An 18,018-nucleotide genomic window follows, 5' to 3' on the forward strand; every position below is an offset into this window, starting at 1 on the left:
TATCACTCCTCGTTGAACCTTGGTTATAACCCGATTATAATGAGGATGATGAAATAAAAGAAATCATGAATTCTGAACCATGACATAGAGAGGATTTATGCCAAATGCTGAACTTAGAGTGGTATCGGATTTTCCTGCATACAGCCCGCAGCGGGAATTTCACCAAGGCTGCGCAGGTGCTGCATATTACGCAGCCCTCGGTCAGCTATGCGGTCAAGCAGATGGAGGAGGCGCTGGGCATCCGGCTGTTCCACCGGCTGTCCAAGGGAGTGGAGCTGACGGAGGAGGGACGGGCGCTGCTCGGCTATGTGGACGAGTCGTTCGCCTTGCTGGATGCTGCGCAGCAGCATCTGCATAATCTGAAGCAGCTGACGGAAGGCGAAGTGCGGATCGGGGCGAGCGAATCACTGATCAAGCATCTGCTGCTCCCGCAGATGAACCGATTTCACGAAGAGTATCCAGGCATCCGTATCCGCCTGTCTCATGGCAGCACGCCACAGCTGACGCAGCGCCTCCGGGAAGGACTCATCGACTGCGCCATCGTGCATATGCCGGTGGAAGATCCTCAGCTGGAGCTCCGGCGTCTCGCGAGGCTGGAGGATTGCTTTGTCGTGGGCCAAGCTTACCGGGCGTGGACGGGTCGCACCTTGTCGGCAGCAGATGTGGCTGGCCTGCCCTTGCTGCTGCTCTCGGAGGGGAGCAGCACACGGGTATTCGTCGAGCGGTGGTTTACCGCGAGAGGTATTGCGGTGAAGCCGGATATGGAGCTGGGCAGTATCGATCTGCTTACAGCATTCGCCAGGCAGGGATACGGGGCAGCATTCATGACCCGATCCTTTGTAGAGGAGGAGCTGCGAAGTGGCGAGCTGCTGGAGCTCCTCCTGGATGAGGCGCTTCCGCACCGAAGCATCGGCATCGCGACGCGCCGGGACAGGGCATTGCCGCTGGCGGCTGAGCGCTTTATGGATAGACTGACAGCCGGTAACGCCGGTCCAGATTAGCAATAGGAGGACCCGAGGACCTAGGGAATGGGGATTCGGGGGAGCAGCATCATGACCTGCCGTCAATGGCGGAGCGTGCTGCTGTTTTTTTGGACCTTAGGCTGGAGGGGGGCTGAATCCATCATGATCGGCTGCTGATTCAAACCGCATAGATTCGGGTAAAACCTAGAATGAATTATCCGAAGGTTAATTAATCGTGCCCAGAATATGCTGCCACAGGATACATATAGAAGTAGAAGCAGTGTCTGATGGGTATACTACGCGGGATACCCGCCTCTACGGCCTCGTAGGGAGCGTGCGACTATTTGAATCAGATGGAGGAAGGGATATATGCCAAGTAAAGAAGCAGCACTCATTCCCCAGCCGAAAACGTTCGGCCCGCTCGGCAATTTGCCGCAAATCGACAAGGATGCACCGGTTCAATCCTTGACCAAGCTGACTTATACATATGGACCGATCTTCAAGATGGATTTTGCCAGAGGTCCGGAGCTGTACATATCTGGCCATGAGCTGGTGGAAGAGGCCTGCGACGAGTCTCGCTTCGACAAACGGGTCTGGGCCCCGTTGCAGAAGGTAAGAGCCTTCGCCGGAGACGGCTTGTTCACGAGCTGGACAGAGGAGCCCAACTGGCAGAAGGCACATAACATTCTGCTGCCGAGCTTCAGCCAGCGGGCGATGCAGGGCTACCACCAGATGATGCTCGATATCGCCCTGCAGCTGGTGCAGAAGTGGACCCGGCTCAACCCGGAGGACGCGGTGGAAGTGCCTGAGGATATGACGAGATTGACGCTGGATACGATCGGACTGTGCGGATTCAATTACCGGTTCAACAGCTTCTACCGCGAGCAGCCCCACCCGTTCATTGTTAGCATGACCCGTTCGCTCGATGAGGCGATGAGCCAGCTCCAGCGTCTGAACATCCAGGATAAGCTGATGATTATGACGAAGCGGCAGTTCCGGCACGATATCGAGTCGATGTTCACACTCGTGGACCATATCATTGCCGAGCGCAAGGCTGCGGGCAGCCAGGACGGGGAGGATCTGCTCTCCCGGATGCTGAACAGCAAGGACCCGGAGACAGGCGAGGGATTGGACGACGAGAACATCCGCTATCAGATCATTACGTTCCTGATCGCCGGGCATGAGACGACCAGCGGCCTGCTTTCCTTCGCAATCTACTACCTGCTCAAGCATCCCGACAAGCTGAGGAAGGCCTGTGAAGAGGTGGACCGCGTGCTGACGGATCCGCTGCCGACCTATAAGCAGGTGGTGGAGCTCAAATATATTCGCATGATTCTCAACGAATCGCTGAGGCTGTGGCCGACGGCGCCTGCCTTCTCGGTCTATGCCAAGGAGGACACGACGCTGGGCGGCAAATATCCGCTTCAGAAGGGAGACAGCCTGAACATCATCATCCCCAAGCTGCACCGTGATCCGGATGCCTGGGGCGACGATGTCGAGGAGTTCCGGCCTGAGCGGTTCGAGGACCCGCATAGGGTGCCGATGCATGCGTTCAAGCCTTTCGGCAATGGGCAACGGGCTTGTATCGGCCAGCAATTTGCACTGCACGAGGCGGTACTGGTGCTGGGGATGGTGCTGAAGCATCTGGAGCTGATCGACCATGAGAGCTACCAGCTCAAGGTGAAGGAAACGCTGACGCTAAAGCCGGACGGCTTCCGCATTCGCGTCCGTCCTAGAGTGCCAGTAGCTGTGGGAGATACGTCCACGTCCGCGGCTACAGCTACGGCTAGCCGCCCGGCGTCTGGCGTCTCCGCCGAGGGCAAGCAGCCACTCGGGGACGCATCGCCCTCCGGCTCGAGACTCGTAGGCAGCGACCATCCGCCGCTACTCGTGCTGTATGGCTCCAATCTCGGCACCGCCGAAGGCATCGCCCGCGAGCTAGCGGACACGGCACGCTTCCACGGGGTGCGAAGTGAGGTGGCCCCGCTGGATGCCAGGCTCGGCAAGCTGCCTACGGAAGGAGCCGTGTTCATCGTCACGGCCTCCTATAACGGCAAGCCGCCTGGCAATGCGCGCCAGTTCGTGCAGTGGCTGGAGCGGGTAGAGGCGGGCGAGCTGGCAGGTGTCAGCTATGCGGTATTCGGCTGCGGAGACCGCAATTGGGCCTCCACCTATCAGGATGTGCCGAGGCTGATCGATGAGCAACTGGCGGCCAAGGGCGCCCGCAGGCTGACTTCCCGGGGGGAAGGCGATGCCAGCGGGGACTTCGAGAGCGAGCTGGATCAGTGGCGAGCGCACCTGTGGCCGGATGTGATGGAGGCCTTCGGCCTGCGGTTCAACGACAAGGTTGAGCAGGCACGCAGCACGCTGACCGTCCAATTCGTCAGCGGCCTCGCCGCCGCTCCGCTGGCTCAGTCCTATGAGGCTGTGCACGCGGCCGTGATGGCGAGCCGCGAGCTGCAAGCGCCGGAGAGCGGGCGGAGCACCCGGCATCTGGAGGTTGCGCTGCCGCAGGGCGTCGCATACCAGGAGGGCGATCATCTCGGCGTGCTGCCTGGTAACCGCAAGGAGCAGGTGGACCGCATTCTCCGCCGCTACCGGCTGAACGGGCATGATCAATTGATCCTGAGTGCAGCCGGCCGCAGCTCGGCGCATCTGCCGTTGGAGCATCCGGTGCGCCTGCACGACCTGCTCACCTATAGCGTGGAGCTGCAGGAAGCGGCCACTCGCGCTCAGCTGCGGGAGCTGGCAGCCTTCACGGTATGCCCTCCGCACAAGCGGGAGCTGGAGGCACTGCTGGAGGATACGGCTTACCGGGAGCAGGTGCTGAGCCGCCGCTTGTCCATGCTGGATCTGCTGGAGAAATACGAGGCTTGTGAGATGCCGTTCGAGCGGTTCCTGGAGCTGCTGCCGCCGCTCAAGCCGCGGTATTATTCAATCTCCAGCTCTCCGCGCGTGCAGGCGGATACGGCCAGCATCACGGTAGGGGTAGTCCGCGGTCCGGCCTGGAGCGGCCTGGGCGAATACCGGGGTGTGGCCTCCAGCTATCTGGCGGACCGCCAGCCGGGGGACGACGTGCTGATCTTCGTGCGCACGCCGGAGTCGGGCTTCCAGCTCCCGGATGACCCACAGGTCCCGATCGTAATGGTCGGACCGGGGACGGGAGTGGCCCCGTACCGGGGTTTCCTGCAAGCCCGGCTCGCTCTGAAGCGGGAGGGTCAGGCGCTTGGCGAAGCACATCTGTACTTCGGCTGCCGAGGAGAGGGCGAGTACATCTACCGGGATGAGCTGGAGGCGTTCGCTCAGGAGGGGGTAGTCACGCTCCATACGGCCTTCTCCCGCAAGGCGGGCGAGCCCAAAACCTATGTCCAGCACCAGATGGAGCAGGACGCGGATACCTTGATCGGGCTGCTGGACCGCGGTGGCCGGCTCTATGTCTGCGGCGACGGAAGCAAGATGGAGCCTGATGTGGAAGCGACCCTGCAGCGAGCCTACGGCCAGGTCCACGGCGTGGACGACGAGGAGGCGAAGCGCTGGCTGCAGCAGCTTCAGGAAGAAGGTCGCTACGCGAAGGATGTGTGGAGCGGGGAGCAAGCCCGGTGAGGCCCCGCGTGCGATAAGCATCCGAGTCCAGACGAGGCGGGCATACAACAGGAGGACAGCCAGGCGTCGGCTGTCTTCTTTTTTTATCCCCCTGCACATCCCCAGCGCCATTAACGTAAAAAACTCCTCATATTCAAGGAATTACCTTATAATAGGTAGATATACATGAATTTCAATTCACTTGTTGATCATCGGGGCACGATCCAAGACCTATCCAGGAGGGATGTAGGCTCATGAAAGCGAGATTTTCCCATAGGGTAAACAGGTATAAAAAACATGCTATCTCCCTATTATGTACAGCCCTGCTATCGATCAGTTCGGTTGGAGCGGTGGGTGCCTGCGGAAGCGTTAAGAGTATGAATGCGAAGCCCGGCACTATGTATTCCCATAGCTCTAGCGGTGAACCCGTTATCGCATACGATGCCGGCAACTCATATTCTTTGGATCAAGAGGGTCATGTCCTCATCTCGTACCGAAACGGGGACGTTACGGCGCAAGCCCCGTTAACTTTGGATACAACGGGTTCCGTCCAGGGCATGGGCAGAGCGGACACGGGCTTTTATATAGCAGAGGAAAAAACGGCTATCGTGTATGGCTTTGCCAACGGGCAATCCTCGCAGCTTCATGTATTAATCAGCGAGGACATGGGGAAGACGTGGACCGACACGCCGATTCCAGGCTCAGCGGGATATGATACCAAGTTCATCGGATTCACAAATAAAGCCGAAGGCTGGATCGTCTCGGGCGGTTCCGCAGGGGCGGGACGTTCACTGAATCATGTGTATCAGACCTCGGATGGAGGGAAGACCTGGCGGGAGCTTGGCAACCCGAATGATCAATATACGGAACAATTGACGGGTGCGGGGTTTTCCAGCGGGGATATTGGCTTTCTGGGGTACAGATATTATGCGGACAAGGGGCCTACCGTTTATTGGACGCAGGATGGGGGGAAGTCATGGGAGAAGCTCGTGATCTCGCTTTCGGATTCATGGGATGCGTATCAGAAAACCCCTCTTTCCCCCGTTTTCAACGGAAAAGACGGACGACTTCCTATCCTGCTTAGCCTGGACGGTGAGGTGGCAGGAACGGTATATCTAACCAGCAAGGACTACGGACTAACTTGGAATGATGAGGAAGGACGAATCCTCTCGGAAGGACATTATCGGTAGGCATGGTGACCGTTTGTGTTTTTGTCGGATACGGCAGCTGCTGGGCGGCTGGCAATCCCATAAAGTTCAGCATTGACAGGCTACCTGAACGTTGCTAGAATTTCGTTAAAATATATCGGAATATACGAATTTGTGAACCCTTATCAAGCAAGAAGGCGAGACCCCACTCTGTGGGGTTATTTCAGCAGGAGCGGCATGTCCGGCGGGTTGCCGATAGGGTCTTTTTCTTCATCCATACGGGAAGGTGAGCAATGAAACTCAAGCTGAGGCACAAGCTGGTGCTTTTCGTCATTATTGGAGCTGTTGCCATCAGCTTTATCGGGCTGCTCTATGTCGGGCGCATCCAAACGCTGTACGAACGGCTCGTCTACGAGGAAGCCAGCGATAAGCTCTATCTGTACTCGGAGCGGATGGAGGAGAAGCTGAACGAGATCGACAAGTTCACGCTGACGGTCGTGAGCGATCCGGATATCCAGCAGACGCTGAAGCAAATCAAGAAGGATCAGGGGACGCTGGAATACTTGAATGCCGTAAGCTCCTTGAAGCAAAAGCTGCTCATGTACCCGTTCCATGACTACGCGATCAAATCGGTCGTGATCGTTGACACGAACGGTCACGAATATTTGGCCGGCTCGCTGGCGGATGCACCGGTCCCGGCACATAATGAGGAGCTGCTGCGCCTGGCAGCTAGCAAGGCGGGGGCCAGTCTCTGGATCGGGGGCAAGGAGCCGGTGACGTTCCTGTCCGTGAGGCAAATTCGCGCGGTCCAAAATATGGACCTCCAGCCGCTGGGCACGATGATCATCCGGGTCGATGCCGATCAGATCGTAAGCCGTAAGGATAAGAAGCGCACGCGCTATGAGTCCACCTTGCTGATCCAGGACGGGGACAAGCCGGTTTATGCCGATAAAGGCGAGACGCTGGCGGTGGAGCTTCCCGAAGGCTTCCGCTCCGGGCAGGAGCCGTATCGGATGATGAGCGTGAACAACCGCAGGTATCTGGCGACCTACTCGACGCTGGATTATACGGGCTGGACATTTATTCATCTCGTTCCTTACGACTCGCTGTTCGATACAGCCGTGTTCATGAGACGGCTGCTGCTGGTGCTGTATGGCTGTATCTTTGCCGTTCTGATCTGGTTCGGGGTCCTGTTCTCGGGGAATATCACCCGTTCCCTGGAAGATTTGGCCCGGCGGATGATGCGAGTCGAGAAAGGGGATTTTTCCTCCATTCGTGTCGAAACGGTGAGAAATCCCGATGAGATCGGGCTGCTCCGCCTAAACTTCTCCAGAATGGCCGAACGGCTCGATGTGCTGATCAAAGAAAACTACATGAAGCAGCTTCATCTGAAAGAGTCGCAGTACGAGACGCTGAAGGCGAAGCTGAATCCTCATTTTCTGTATAACACGCTGGATTCGATCAATTGGCTGGCCCGGCGCAACGGGCAGACTGCGATCTCCGGGATGGTCAAGGCGCTCGGCGATATGCTGCGCAGTACGATCAGCCGCAAAGAGATGGTGACCGTCCGGGAGGAGCTCGCCCATCTGAACAACTACTTGTTTATTCAGAAGTTTCGGTTCGAGGAGCGGCTCCGCTATGACATCGAGATTTCCAGGGAACTGCATAGTCTGTATCTGCCGAGCATGATTCTGCAGCCGATCGTCGAGAATTGCATGAAGTACGGGATCGACGAGACGACAGGACGATGCGAGATTTCGATTAGCGGGGAGCGGTTCGGTGACCGGCTCGATCTGTGGATTACAGACCGCGGGCCGGGTATGGATGCGGATTATCTGAGTGAAGCGGCCGGGCAGCCGGAGCTAGGGGCTGGCGGTACGGCCGGCAAGACGGAGGGTACAAGCGGAGGCTTCGGTTTGCGAAGCATCCATGAACGCATACATTTGCTGTACGGGCAAGATTATGGCATTAGCATCCATCAGGGACTGGATCAAGGGACGATCATCCGGATCTCCTTGCCGGTCATGACAGAAAGCGGGGCAGCAGGATGAGTCATTATCAAGTATGGGTCGCCGACGACGAACGGATGATCCGGGAAGGTATCGCGGGGATGATTCAATGGGAGGAACTGGGACTGACGCTGGCCGGAACGGCAGCGGATGGACAAGCCGCTTACCTCGATATCAGGAAGCACCGTCCCGATATCGTCATTACGGATATCAAGATGCCCCGGCTAAGCGGGCTGGAGTTGATCAGGAAAACGCAGGAGGAACACGCCGACATTATCTTCATCGTTTTATCGGGCTACGGGGAGTTTGAGCTGGCTGCACAGGCGATGAAGTTCGGCGTCCGGCATTATCTGCTGAAGCCGAGCGACGAGAAGGAAATTATGCAGGTGCTGCAGGAGGTCAAGGAGGAGCTCGACGCCAGGCGGAACCGGGAGCGGGAGTTCGAGGGGCTGCGGCTGCAGCTGGCGGAGACGGAGAGGCGTCAGGAAACGGCCGGTGCGGGAGCGTCGGGCTTCTATGCTTATGAGGACGGAGGCTCATCGAGTCATAGCCGGGCAGCAGCCTCTACGGAGGGAGAACCCCCGGCAGCAGCGGAAGAAGAGGAGCGGCTGCAGCGAATCGTCGCTGCGGTCCGCCATGGCGACGACAAGGAGCTGGAGCAGGGGCTGGAGGCGTTCTTCCAGGCCTTATTCGAGCAGCGTTCCGAGCCGAAGCTCGCGACAGGCCGCTGCATGGAGCTGTTGGATGCCGTGCTCCGGGAGGCGGTGCAGTCCTTCGGCTACAAGCGCGAGAGCGATGGTGTGCGCATCTGGCAGATGAAGACGCTGATGGAGATCAGGCAGTATATCGAGCGTGAGCTGGCCGTGCTGATGGACAGCCGGAAAGAACTGCACTCGGGCAAGAGATCACGGGTCGTCGTCAGGATCAAGCAGCTAACCGCCGAGCATCTGGAGAACCGGCAGCTGTCCCTGCAGTGGCTGGCCCAGTACCATCTATTTCTGAACTCGGAATATTTGGGCAAGTTATTCAGCCAGGAGACCGGGGAGAAGTATACCCGGTACTTGACGGTCCGGCGTATGGAGAGAGCCAAGGAGCTTATCGAGGCGATGCCGCAACTGAAAATGTATGAGGTCGCGGAGCGGTGCGGGTTCGAGCAGGACCCGCAATATTTTGCCCATGTGTTTAAGAAAATAAATGGCTGTTCCCCGGCAGAATACCGCAAGCGGCTGAGCGGGGAAGCGGAATAAAAGCGGATTTTTACAAGAAAAAGATCGGTTTTTTATCTACTGCGGAGGGGCGATTGGACGTAAACTATTATAAAACAAAGTAAATTCATCAGGAATATAGGAAAGGCGGTAGGAGGGAAGATGACTCGACCCGCTCATCGGGACCCATTCATCCGCAATGCACGAGAGGCGGAGATCGCGGCAAGGTCGGAGCGCCTAGCCTCGGTATTCGCGGAGAGAGCCTCCAAGCATGATCTGGAGGGGTCGTTTCCGTTTGACAACTTTGAAGATCTGAAGCAGTCGGGGTACTTGAAGCTGACCGTTCCGCGCGCCCACGGGGGAGAAGAGGCATCGGCTTACGAACTGGTACTGGCTCAGGATCATCTGGCTAGGGGCGACGGCTCAACGGCGCTGGCAGTCGGCTGGCATATTCACTTGATTATGCAGCATCGTCTGTCCGGGGCATGGCCGGAGCGGCTGTACGCCAAACTGTGCGAGGATGTGGTGCGGGACGGCGCTCTCATCAATGAGCTGGCCAGCGAACCGGCTACCGGCAGCCCGACGCGCGGAGGCAGGCCGACGACGACGGCGAGCCGGACTGAGGGCGGCTGGCGGATCAACGGGCGCAAGACGTTCAGCACGCTGAGCCCGATTCTCAAGCAATTCGTCGTGACGGCCGGGATTGACGGCAGTGACAAGGTCGGCTCCTTCCTCGTCCGCAGCGGTCCGGGCGTCACCGTCGAGGAGACGTGGAACACGCTGGGCATGCGGGCGACCGGCAGCCATGATGTGCATCTGCAGGATGTGTTCGTGCCTGACGAGGATACGATCCGCGGACTGGAGCAGCCTGCGGTACCTTCAGCGCCTGTGCCGACGGAAGCTACCATGCTGCATATTCCGGCTTGTTACATCGGAATTGCCCATGGTGCGAGGGACTTCGCGCTGGAATTTGCCCGCAGGCATCAGCCCAACTCGCTCACCGTCCCGATCGCCGAGCTGCCTAACATCAAGCGCCAGCTAGGGCTGATTGAGGCCGATCTGATCTCGGCCCGCAGCTATCTGTACCAGACGGCCGACCGATGGGACCGGGAGCCGGATAACCGGGCAGCGCTCAAGTCCGAGCTGGGGCTGGCCAAATACATCGCCACGAATGCGGCGCTCCGCATTGTCGACCAGGCGATGCGCATCGTTGGCGGACTTAGCCTGTCCCGCAGTCTGCCGCTGGAGCGCATGTACCGTGATGTCCGGGCAGGCCTGCACAATCCGCCGATGGATGACATTGTGCTTACGAATCTGGCGAACCGTGCGATCGTGGAAGCGGAGTAAGGCCGGACGCAGGGCTGGACATAGGGAAAGCGGAGCTGCCAAAGAAACGGAAGCACAGGGATAACCGCAATCACGGAAGCAGCAGGAAGAACGGCAGTAAGCCAGTTTACGCGTAAAAGGGAGCAGCGCTATGGTCCGCTTGAGGAGACTCGGAATCGGCATATTGCTTGTGCTGGCAGTCATTCTGACGATTTGCATGAGCGCCGTGGGCACGGGTTCGGTATTAGACCGAAACCGCATGTCTTCTACAGACATGCCCGGAAGCCCCGAGCCCGTCACGCTTAGACTGACTTACTGGGCCAACTCCCAATTGACCGTAGAGAAGAACGAGGCTGTCATCCGTTTGTTCGAGCAGGCGTATCCGAATATCCGCGTGAAGGCGGAATATTTCTGGGGAGATGCTTACGCGGGCAATCTGGCGGTGATGGCGGCCACGAATAGCTTGCCGGATATGATCCGGATGGATTACGCCGATATTCTGAAATACATCGAGAAGGACCTTCTGCTGCCCTTGAATCCGTATATCGAGTCGGGGGCGATCGATCTTGCCCTAAGCAATCCGATTCACAATCAAGCCTCCACGGCTCATGGCTTGACCTATGGCATCAACATCGGCAATAACGCGCTGGTCATGTTCTATAACCCCAAGCTGCTGCATGAGGCGGGCGTGGAGCCGCCCGGGCCGGACTACACCTGGGAGCAGTACGAGAGCGATCTTCGGACGATCCGGGTGAAGACGGGTGTCTACGGGGATATGGTGTGGACCTTTAAGCACTTCCAGGTATGGCTAAGACAGCAGGGGAAGTCGCTGTATAACGCCTCGCAGACCGGTCTGGGCTACGACGATGACGAGCTGTTCGTCTCTTTCTTCAAACGGCAGCTCCGCCTGCAGGACGATGGGCTGATCAGTCCCGCGGCGCTGGAGCAGGGTACGCGGGGACTGGACGATGGAGTGTTCCCGCGCGGTTTGACGGCCTTCGGCGCCCAGACGTATTGGAGCAATCAGATCGATATTATGGAGAAGCAGCTTGGGTATCCGATCGGGCTGGCGATGTACCCGGGCTCGGGTGACCGAGGCATGTACATCAAGCCTTCCTTCTTCCACGGGATTGCGAGAAGCTCCAAGCATCCGGATGAGGCGGCGCTGTTCATCGACTTTTTCACGAACAACCTGGAGGCGGCGAAGACGCTGAACGGCTACTTCGGACTGCCGTATAACCCGCGGGTGATCGCAGGGATCAGAGATTCCCTCTCGCCGACGCAACGCAAGGTGCTGGATTATCTGGATCTGGTGGAGCGGCGGGGCAGCCCCATCGATCCGCCGGAATCGGCGGTCGGCTCTGAGCTGGTCAAGCTGTTCAATCTGCTGCAGCGGGAAATGTTGTACCGGCGGATTACGCCGGAGGAGGGCGCAGCCAAATTCCGCAGCGAGGCTATGGCTAAGCTGTCCGCTCAAGCTCAGACCCCTTAACTTTCATAATGGAAATGGAGATAGAAGAAGCATGAATAAACACGTAAAGCTCACACTCACAGGTCTGCTCGTTGCCTCGGTGGCAACTGCCGCAGGCTGCAGCAAGGCCGAACCGGCCGCTACAGGAACTTCTAACGGCAAGACGGAGAAAAATGAGGTCGTCAAAATCGAGTTTTTCCAGCAGCAGGGAGAGGAAGCGATCCAGAAAGCCTACAAGTCCGTGATCGAGGACTTCTCCAAGGAATACCCGAAGATCAAAATCGAGATGAACACCGTTCCGGATTCCGTTAAAGTGCTGACGGCGAGAATCGCCTCGGGCGATATTCCTCCGCTGTTCACCGACTGGCCGACCCAGCTCCAATTCAAGGAAAAGGTGAAGAACGGCTATATCGAGAAGCTGAGCGGAAAGCCATTCCTGGAAAAAGTCAATAAATCGTACCTGGCGATGACACCGGCGAATGACGGCGAATATTACTCGCTGCCATATGCCCGCAATTACATGGCTGTCTACTACAACCTGGAGCTGTTCCAGAAGTTTAATGTGCAGATCCCGACGACCTACGCGGACTTCATCGCAGCCTGCAAGACCTTCGCCGCAGGCGGCGTCACCCCTCTGTATCTGCCGATCAAGGACGTGGGCCATATCTTCCAGGCGACTAACATCGCTTATGTGCCAGGCGGCGTCGAGGAGATGGTCAAGGTGTCCAAGGGGCAGGGGCAGGTCGCGAATAACCCGGCTTTCCTGGCCTTCGGCAACAAGCTCAATGAGCTCGTCAGCTATGCAAACAAGGATGCTTTCGGCGCCAGCACCGCGATGATGCAGGAGGCCTTCGCGAACGGCAAGGCGGCGATGATTATCTCGGGCTCTTACGGCCGAGGCAATATCAAGCTCGCCAATCCGAATCTGAAATTCGGCGCGTTCCCGCTGCCTAACGATACGTTGCAGACGACCACGACGCTCAGCGGCGTGAACGCAGCGTTGTCCGTCTCGGCCAAGGCCAAGCCGGAGGAGAAGGAAGCGGCGATCACATTCATCAGCTACCTGGCACGTCCGGAAGTCGCTCAGAAGTGGTCCGACCTGTCCGGCGAGCCGTCCATTATTCAGGGAACCAAGTACGAGGATGCGAACCTGAAGCCGCTGCTGGACTTCATCGACAAGGGCCAGGTGCATGACTGGATGGCATCCACGCTGCCGAACAATATCGTGACGGAGCTGTACAGCACAACACAGGCTTTCCTGCTGGATAAGCAAAGCCCGGAGCAATATGTGAAGAATATCGAGGCCACGATTAAACTAAACGCTGCCAAATAAGAGCGTACAGCAACAGGGAGGGTCATTTCAGAAGGGTTCCCTTCGAAATGATCCCCCTTTTTCCAATTTCGATCCGAAGGAAAGAGGTGCGGCATGAACCGGAATCGGGTCTTCTCCTGGGACCGTGCTACGTATTTTTTGTTTACGCTGCCTGCGGTGGCGCTATATTCGGTCTTTTTCGTATATGCTGTCATCGTCGGTATCAATTACAGCTTCACCGACTGGAACGGGATCAGCAAGGGCTATCAGTATATCGGGTTCGATAATTACACGAGTCTGTTCCAGAATCCGAATTTCTGGCAGTCTCTGCAGATTACGGGCAAGTATGCGGTGATGCTCGTCATCGGGGTGATGCTGCTGTCGCTCATTCTCGCGCTCAGTTTGAATTCCCTGAGGTTCTTCAAGACGCTCGTCAAGTCGGTCTACTTCCTGCCGGCTATGATCAGCGCGGTCACGCTGTCCCTGATCTGGGACCAGATGTTTTACCGCCTCACGCCGAAGATCGGCGAAGCGCTGAATATCGCTGCACTGATGCAAAGTCCGCTCGCGAGCCCGAAATATGCACTGATCGCCATCGTGCTGGTCAATATCTGGCAGGCGGTGGCGCTGCCGACGTTGATTTTCATCGCCGGGCTGCAATCGGTGCCCGAGGAGCTGTACGAGTCCGCCCGGATGGATGGGGCGACCACATGGGGCAGGTTCCGGTTCATCACGCTGCCGTTTCTCGTGCCTACGATCACGGTCAATATGGTGCTGGCGATCAAGGCCGGCGTCACTTCCTTCGATTATGCCTACACGCTGACGGGCGGTGGACCGATCAAGGCGAGCAATCTGATCGGCATCATGATCTACAATGACGCTTTTCAGAACATGAAGTTCGCGATGGCCAATGCCGAATCCGTCGTGCTGTTCGTGATCATTGCCCTCCTGTCCTTTGTCCAGATCTGGGTATCCCGTAAAGGCGGTGTGAATGCATGAAGCTGACGATCCAAGCGGAAGGGCTCGGCTGGAGAATCATTCGAAATGTGATTCTGCTAGTGGGCATTCTCCTCATTCTCGGACCGCTCTATCTCGTGGTGGTCAATTCCTTCAAGACACTGCCTGAGGCGGGCCGAAGCTTCTTTGCTCTGCCGGAAAGCCTAAGCTTCCATAACTACGCAGAGCTGCTGGCCAAGGGGGATTATTGGCGCTATGTGTGGAACACGACGTACATTACGTTTTTCTCGGTGCTGCTGGTCGTGCTGATCAATCCGGCGGTGGCCTATGCGATCGCCCGGAATCGGCATAAACGCTACTATAACTTTATCTATCTCTACATGCTGCTGGGCTTGTTCGTACCGTTCCAGGTCATCATGCTGCCGCTGACGAAAATTATGACGGGGCTCAATCTGCTGAACCCGTTCGGTTTGATTCTGCTGTACGGCGCGCTCAGTCTGACGAGGGGCGTATTCCTGCTCGTCAATTACATCCAGAATATGCCGGCAGAGATCGAGGAAGCGGCTCGCATCGACGGCTGCAGCACGTTTCAGATCTATTCGTCGATTATCCTGCGGCTGATCGCCCCGATGCTGGCGACGCTGATCATTATGGATGCGCTGTGGTTCTGGAACGACTTCATGCTGCCCTTGCTGCTGCTGAACAAGGCCAAGGAGTTCTGGACGCTGCCGCTGTTCCAATACAATTTCAAGACCGAGTATTCGTTCAATTATACGATGGCCTTTACTTCGTATCTGCTGGCGATGCTGCCGATCATCATCGTGTACGCCTTCGGGCAAAAGCATATTATCGCGGGGCTGACCGACGGTGCGATCAAGGGTTGATGGGCGGATGATGGGGCCAGCTGTTGTTAGGCATGCACATCAATAGCTGATCTAAGGAGGAACTAAGCGATGAGTAAGGAAACGGGGCAGGAAGCGGCGCAGGACCTGGAGCTGGAGAAGCGGATTGACGACTGGATCCGTCTCCATCAGGACGAGCTGCTGGCCGACATCGCGCTGCTCGTATCCATTCCCAGCGTGGCCACGGAGAGCGCCGAGCCGAAGGTGTACGGCAAGGCCTGCGCAGAGGCGCTGGAGGCGGTGCTGGCGCTTGGGGAGCGATACGGCTTCCGCACGTCCAATACCGACTACCGCTGCGGGGTGATCGAGGGAGGGGGAGCGGGCCAGCGAAGCGTCGGCATCTGGGGGCATACCGATGTCGTGCCTGCCGGGGACGGCTGGGTCTATCCTCCGTTCCAGTCGACACGTGTCGGTGATTTCCTGATCGGCCGGGGCGTGCAGGATAACAAGGGCCCCGTCGTCGCCGTTTTGTACGCGCTGCGCTGCATCCGGGAGCTAGGGCTTCCGCTTCGCTACATGGTCAAGCAGATCATCGGCAGTGCCGAGGAGATCGGGATGGGCGATGCGGTGTATGTCGTCCAGCACGGGGATGTGCCGGACTTCAATATCGTAGCAGACAGCGGCTTCCCGGTCTGCTATGGGGAGAAAGGCCTGATCCAGGCAGACCTGATATCGCCCAGTCTGGGAGGTGGAGCGGTGCTTGGCTTCCGGGCGGGCAGCGCCTCCAACATCGTACCCGGCGAGGCCGAGCTGACGCTGCGCTATGACGAAGGGCTGGGGCGCAGGCTGCAGGCTCTGCCGGAGACGGTCACGGTAACGCGCGTGGATGCGCCGGGCGAGCTGCCGGGGGATTTGGGTGCAGTCAGGCTGACGGCCCGGGGAATTCCGGGGCATGCGGCCTTTCCGTCCGGCTCGATCAATGCGATTCACGTGCTGTTGGACGCCGTGCTCGCTGCGGGTTTGCTGGATGCCGGAGAGGCGTCAGCCTTCCGGTTCATCGCGGCGGTGTGCGCCACTTATGACGGAGCAGCGCTGGGCATCGCCTGCGCGGATGAGGTGTCCGGCGAGCTGACCTGCGTCGGCGCGATCGGCAGCCTGGTGCGGGGCGAGGCCCGTCTGAATCTCAATATCCGGTGTCCGATTACGGCGGATGCTTCCGTCCTTCTCAAGGCGCTCGAGCAGTCGGCTGCCGGTCATGGCTTCACGCTTGACGCGGTGCAGGTGAATAAGGGCAACCGGGTCGATAAGGATGCCCCGGAGGTCAGGCTGCTGAACGATACGTTCAACCGGGTGATGGGGACGCAGAAGGAGCCGTTCGTCATGGGCGGCGGCACCTACGCCCGCAAGCTCCCGCATGCCGTTGGCTTCGGTCCAGGGATGCCGGCGGATGTATCTGTGCTCGGCTTGCCGGAGGGCCATGGACAGATTCATGGGCCGGATGAAGCCCAGTCAATCCCGAATCTGCTGGCGGCGCTCAAGGTTTATGTGATGGCGCTGCTGGCTTTGAATGAATGGGCCGAGTCATGAGCGGGAAATAGGCAGGCTGTAAAGGCTAAGACGGAGTAGCCCGGTTGCTGCGGCAGCGGGCTTTCTGTATGTTTACCGGATGAATATGTCTGCTAGTACGCTTCTTCGTAAACATTTCAATTGACACTATTCTTATCGCTGCTATAGACTAAAGGATGATAATTGCATAAGTGGAAACAGGTGCTTTGGCTTCGGCCAAAGCTTAAAAGGGAAGTACGGTGCAAATCCGTCACGGTCCCGCCACTGTAAAGGGAGCCGGAAGGTCCGGCTATTTCTCGGTACGATGTCACTGGAGCTTGCTCCGGGAAGACGCCGAGAGAGAAACCCTGAGTCAGGAGACCTGCCTGTTTGGACAACACTGCTTTGACCTGCGGAGAATGGGGAGGTGTTAGAATGCTGAGGCTTATTGGTGGACCTCGATTATTTCGAGCCGTCCTGTCTATTAGAGGAGCATGTCTAACCGCTGATCGCGGGTAGGGATGCTCCTTTTTGCTGTGTGTGAGATCTGGAGGAAAGAGGGGGTCAGATGAGTCGTTTATCGCAAGAGAGATCTGCCGCAGCAACCCGGATCGCAGCCGAGGGACGGTTCCCCCTCATCGTGCTGGGGCTGGCTGTGCTGCTGCTCGTGTCGGTTACGCTCGCGGTGATGCTGGGGCCGGTCCGTATCGAACCGTCCACCGTGTGGAAAATTGCGTTCTCGCATATCCCTGGCGTGGACCAGTGGCTGGAGCCGCAATGGTCCAAGGCACAGGGCAATATTATCTGGGACATCCGCTTCCCGCGCGTGCTGCTGGGCGCTGTCGTAGGGGGCGGACTTGCTGTAGTGGGGACTGTCATCCAGGCGCTGACCCGCAATCCGCTGTCCGATCCGTACATTCTGGGTGTGTCCTCGGGCGCGTCCGCTGCCGCTACGCTTGTGATTTTATTCGGCGCGTTTCAAGTGTTCGGCTCGTATGCTCTATCCGTGTCGGCGTTTCTTGGGTCGCTGCTCGCCATCGTGCTGGTCTACATGCTGGCACGCGTCGGCGGCTCGTTGTCCAATACGCGCTTGCTGCTCGCGGGTATCGCAGTGTCTATGATGTTGTCGGCGCTGACCAGCTTTATCGTGACAATGGCGCCGAAGGAAGAAGGCATCCGGTCGGCGATGTTCTGGATGATGGGCAGTCTGACCGGGGCCAAATGGAGCTACTTGTCGCTTCCGTCCTTCTTGGTCGTGGCCGGTACCGCGTACCTGATGCTGCAATACCGTTCACTGAATGCGCTGTTGATGGGAGAAGAGACGGCTGTCACCCTGGGAGTCCACATGGACCGCTTCCGCAAGGTGCTGGTGATCGTGGCCTCCCTGCTGACGGGGGTGATCGTCGCGGTCAGCGGAGCGATCGGATTCATCGGATTGATGATCCCCCATCTGGTGAGGCTGCTGGTAGGCTCCGACCATCGCCGCGTTCTGCCGGTCAGCATGCTGCTGGGGGCATCCTTCATGATCTGGGCGGATGTGTTCGCCCGGCTGGTCCTGGCTCCAGAGGAGCTGCCCGTCGGCATCGTCACGGCGCTGTGCGGCGGTCCGTTCTTTATCTGGCTGCTGCGCCGCAGCTCATACTCGTTCTAGAGGGAGGG

At 58.2% G+C, this 18,018-nt stretch carries 12 protein-coding genes and 1 riboswitch; all 12 genes read left to right on the forward strand.

What is annotated here, in order from left to right; all coding sequences use genetic code 11:
* Positions 1-104: 104 nt before the first annotated feature.
* The 12 genes from WMW72_RS08640 (at position 105) to WMW72_RS08695 (ending at position 18,010) form a co-directional block, all read left to right on the forward strand.
* Complete coding sequence (locus WMW72_RS08640) at positions 105-1,001, forward strand: LysR family transcriptional regulator (protein WP_341415028.1); 897 nt, start codon at positions 105-107, stop codon at positions 999-1,001.
* Between the two features lie 330 nt (positions 1,002-1,331).
* Positions 1,332-4,565, forward strand: coding sequence for a bifunctional cytochrome P450/NADPH--P450 reductase (locus WMW72_RS08645; protein WP_341415029.1), 3,234 nt, complete (start codon positions 1,332-1,334; stop codon positions 4,563-4,565).
* Positions 4,566-4,921: 356 nt separating this feature from the next.
* Positions 4,922-5,734: a WD40/YVTN/BNR-like repeat-containing protein gene (locus WMW72_RS08650; protein WP_341415030.1), complete on the forward strand. Its 813-nt coding sequence runs from the start codon at positions 4,922-4,924 to the stop codon at positions 5,732-5,734.
* A gap of 251 nt (positions 5,735-5,985) precedes the next feature.
* On the forward strand, positions 5,986-7,743 hold the full coding sequence (locus WMW72_RS08655) for a cache domain-containing sensor histidine kinase (protein ID WP_341415031.1): 1,758 nt from the start codon (positions 5,986-5,988) through the stop codon (positions 7,741-7,743).
* Entirely contained in the window at positions 7,740-8,948 is a 1,209-nt protein-coding gene (locus tag WMW72_RS08660) for a response regulator transcription factor (RefSeq protein ID WP_341415032.1), read from the forward strand. The genes WMW72_RS08655 and WMW72_RS08660 overlap by 4 nt, the downstream gene beginning before the upstream one ends.
* 120 nt (positions 8,949-9,068) lie before the next feature.
* Positions 9,069-10,253 carry an acyl-CoA dehydrogenase family protein gene (locus WMW72_RS08665; RefSeq protein ID WP_341415033.1) on the forward strand — a complete coding sequence of 395 codons (1,185 nt, stop codon included), beginning with the start codon at positions 9,069-9,071 and terminating at the stop codon, positions 10,251-10,253.
* Positions 10,254-10,392: 139 nt separating this feature from the next.
* Entirely contained in the window at positions 10,393-11,724 is a 1,332-nt protein-coding gene (locus WMW72_RS08670; RefSeq protein WP_341415034.1) for an ABC transporter substrate-binding protein, read from the forward strand.
* A gap of 31 nt (positions 11,725-11,755) precedes the next feature.
* Positions 11,756-13,036 (forward strand): ABC transporter substrate-binding protein, encoded by a 1,281-nt coding sequence (locus tag WMW72_RS08675; RefSeq protein WP_341415035.1) that lies wholly within the window; start codon positions 11,756-11,758, stop codon positions 13,034-13,036.
* Positions 13,037-13,129: 93 nt separating this feature from the next.
* Positions 13,130-14,014: a carbohydrate ABC transporter permease gene (locus WMW72_RS08680; protein WP_341415036.1), complete on the forward strand. Its 885-nt coding sequence runs from the start codon at positions 13,130-13,132 to the stop codon at positions 14,012-14,014.
* Positions 14,011-14,856 carry a carbohydrate ABC transporter permease gene (locus WMW72_RS08685; RefSeq protein ID WP_341415037.1) on the forward strand — a complete coding sequence of 282 codons (846 nt, stop codon included), beginning with the start codon at positions 14,011-14,013 and terminating at the stop codon, positions 14,854-14,856. Before WMW72_RS08680 ends, WMW72_RS08685 begins: the two co-directional genes overlap by 4 nt.
* 69 nt (positions 14,857-14,925) lie before the next feature.
* Positions 14,926-16,401: a Sapep family Mn(2+)-dependent dipeptidase gene (locus tag WMW72_RS08690; protein WP_341415038.1), complete on the forward strand. Its 1,476-nt coding sequence runs from the start codon at positions 14,926-14,928 to the stop codon at positions 16,399-16,401.
* Positions 16,402-16,562: 161 nt separating this feature from the next.
* A riboswitch (cobalamin riboswitch) is annotated at positions 16,563-16,763 on the forward strand.
* A gap of 164 nt (positions 16,764-16,927) precedes the next feature.
* Positions 16,928-18,010 (forward strand): FecCD family ABC transporter permease, encoded by a 1,083-nt coding sequence (locus tag WMW72_RS08695; RefSeq protein WP_341415039.1) that lies wholly within the window; start codon positions 16,928-16,930, stop codon positions 18,008-18,010.
* Positions 18,011-18,018 lie beyond the last annotated feature (8 nt).

The sequence above is a fragment of the Paenibacillus filicis genome (genome assembly GCF_038070315.1).
Taxonomy (GTDB): Bacteria; Bacillota; Bacilli; order Paenibacillales; family NBRC-103111; genus Paenibacillus_G; species Paenibacillus_G filicis.

Bases quoted from the DNA above. Each gene is read 5' to 3' on its own strand.
- WMW72_RS08640 (WP_341415028.1), top strand. From the start codon at position 105: ATGCTGAACTTAGAGTGGTATCGGATTTTCCTGCATACAGCCCGCAGC.
- WMW72_RS08645 (WP_341415029.1), top strand. From the start codon at position 1,332: ATGCCAAGTAAAGAAGCAGCACTCATTCCCCAGCCGAAAACGTTCGGC.
- WMW72_RS08650 (WP_341415030.1), top strand. From the start codon at position 4,922: ATGAATGCGAAGCCCGGCACTATGTATTCCCATAGCTCTAGCGGTGAA.
- WMW72_RS08655 (WP_341415031.1), top strand. From the start codon at position 5,986: ATGAAACTCAAGCTGAGGCACAAGCTGGTGCTTTTCGTCATTATTGGA.
- WMW72_RS08660 (WP_341415032.1), top strand. From the start codon at position 7,740: ATGAGTCATTATCAAGTATGGGTCGCCGACGACGAACGGATGATCCGG.
- WMW72_RS08665 (WP_341415033.1), top strand. From the start codon at position 9,069: ATGACTCGACCCGCTCATCGGGACCCATTCATCCGCAATGCACGAGAG.
- WMW72_RS08675 (WP_341415035.1), top strand. From the start codon at position 11,756: ATGAATAAACACGTAAAGCTCACACTCACAGGTCTGCTCGTTGCCTCG.
- WMW72_RS08680 (WP_341415036.1), top strand. From the start codon at position 13,130: ATGAACCGGAATCGGGTCTTCTCCTGGGACCGTGCTACGTATTTTTTG.
- WMW72_RS08685 (WP_341415037.1), top strand. From the start codon at position 14,011: ATGAAGCTGACGATCCAAGCGGAAGGGCTCGGCTGGAGAATCATTCGA.
- WMW72_RS08690 (WP_341415038.1), top strand. From the start codon at position 14,926: ATGAGTAAGGAAACGGGGCAGGAAGCGGCGCAGGACCTGGAGCTGGAG.
- WMW72_RS08695 (WP_341415039.1), top strand. From the start codon at position 16,928: ATGAGTCGTTTATCGCAAGAGAGATCTGCCGCAGCAACCCGGATCGCA.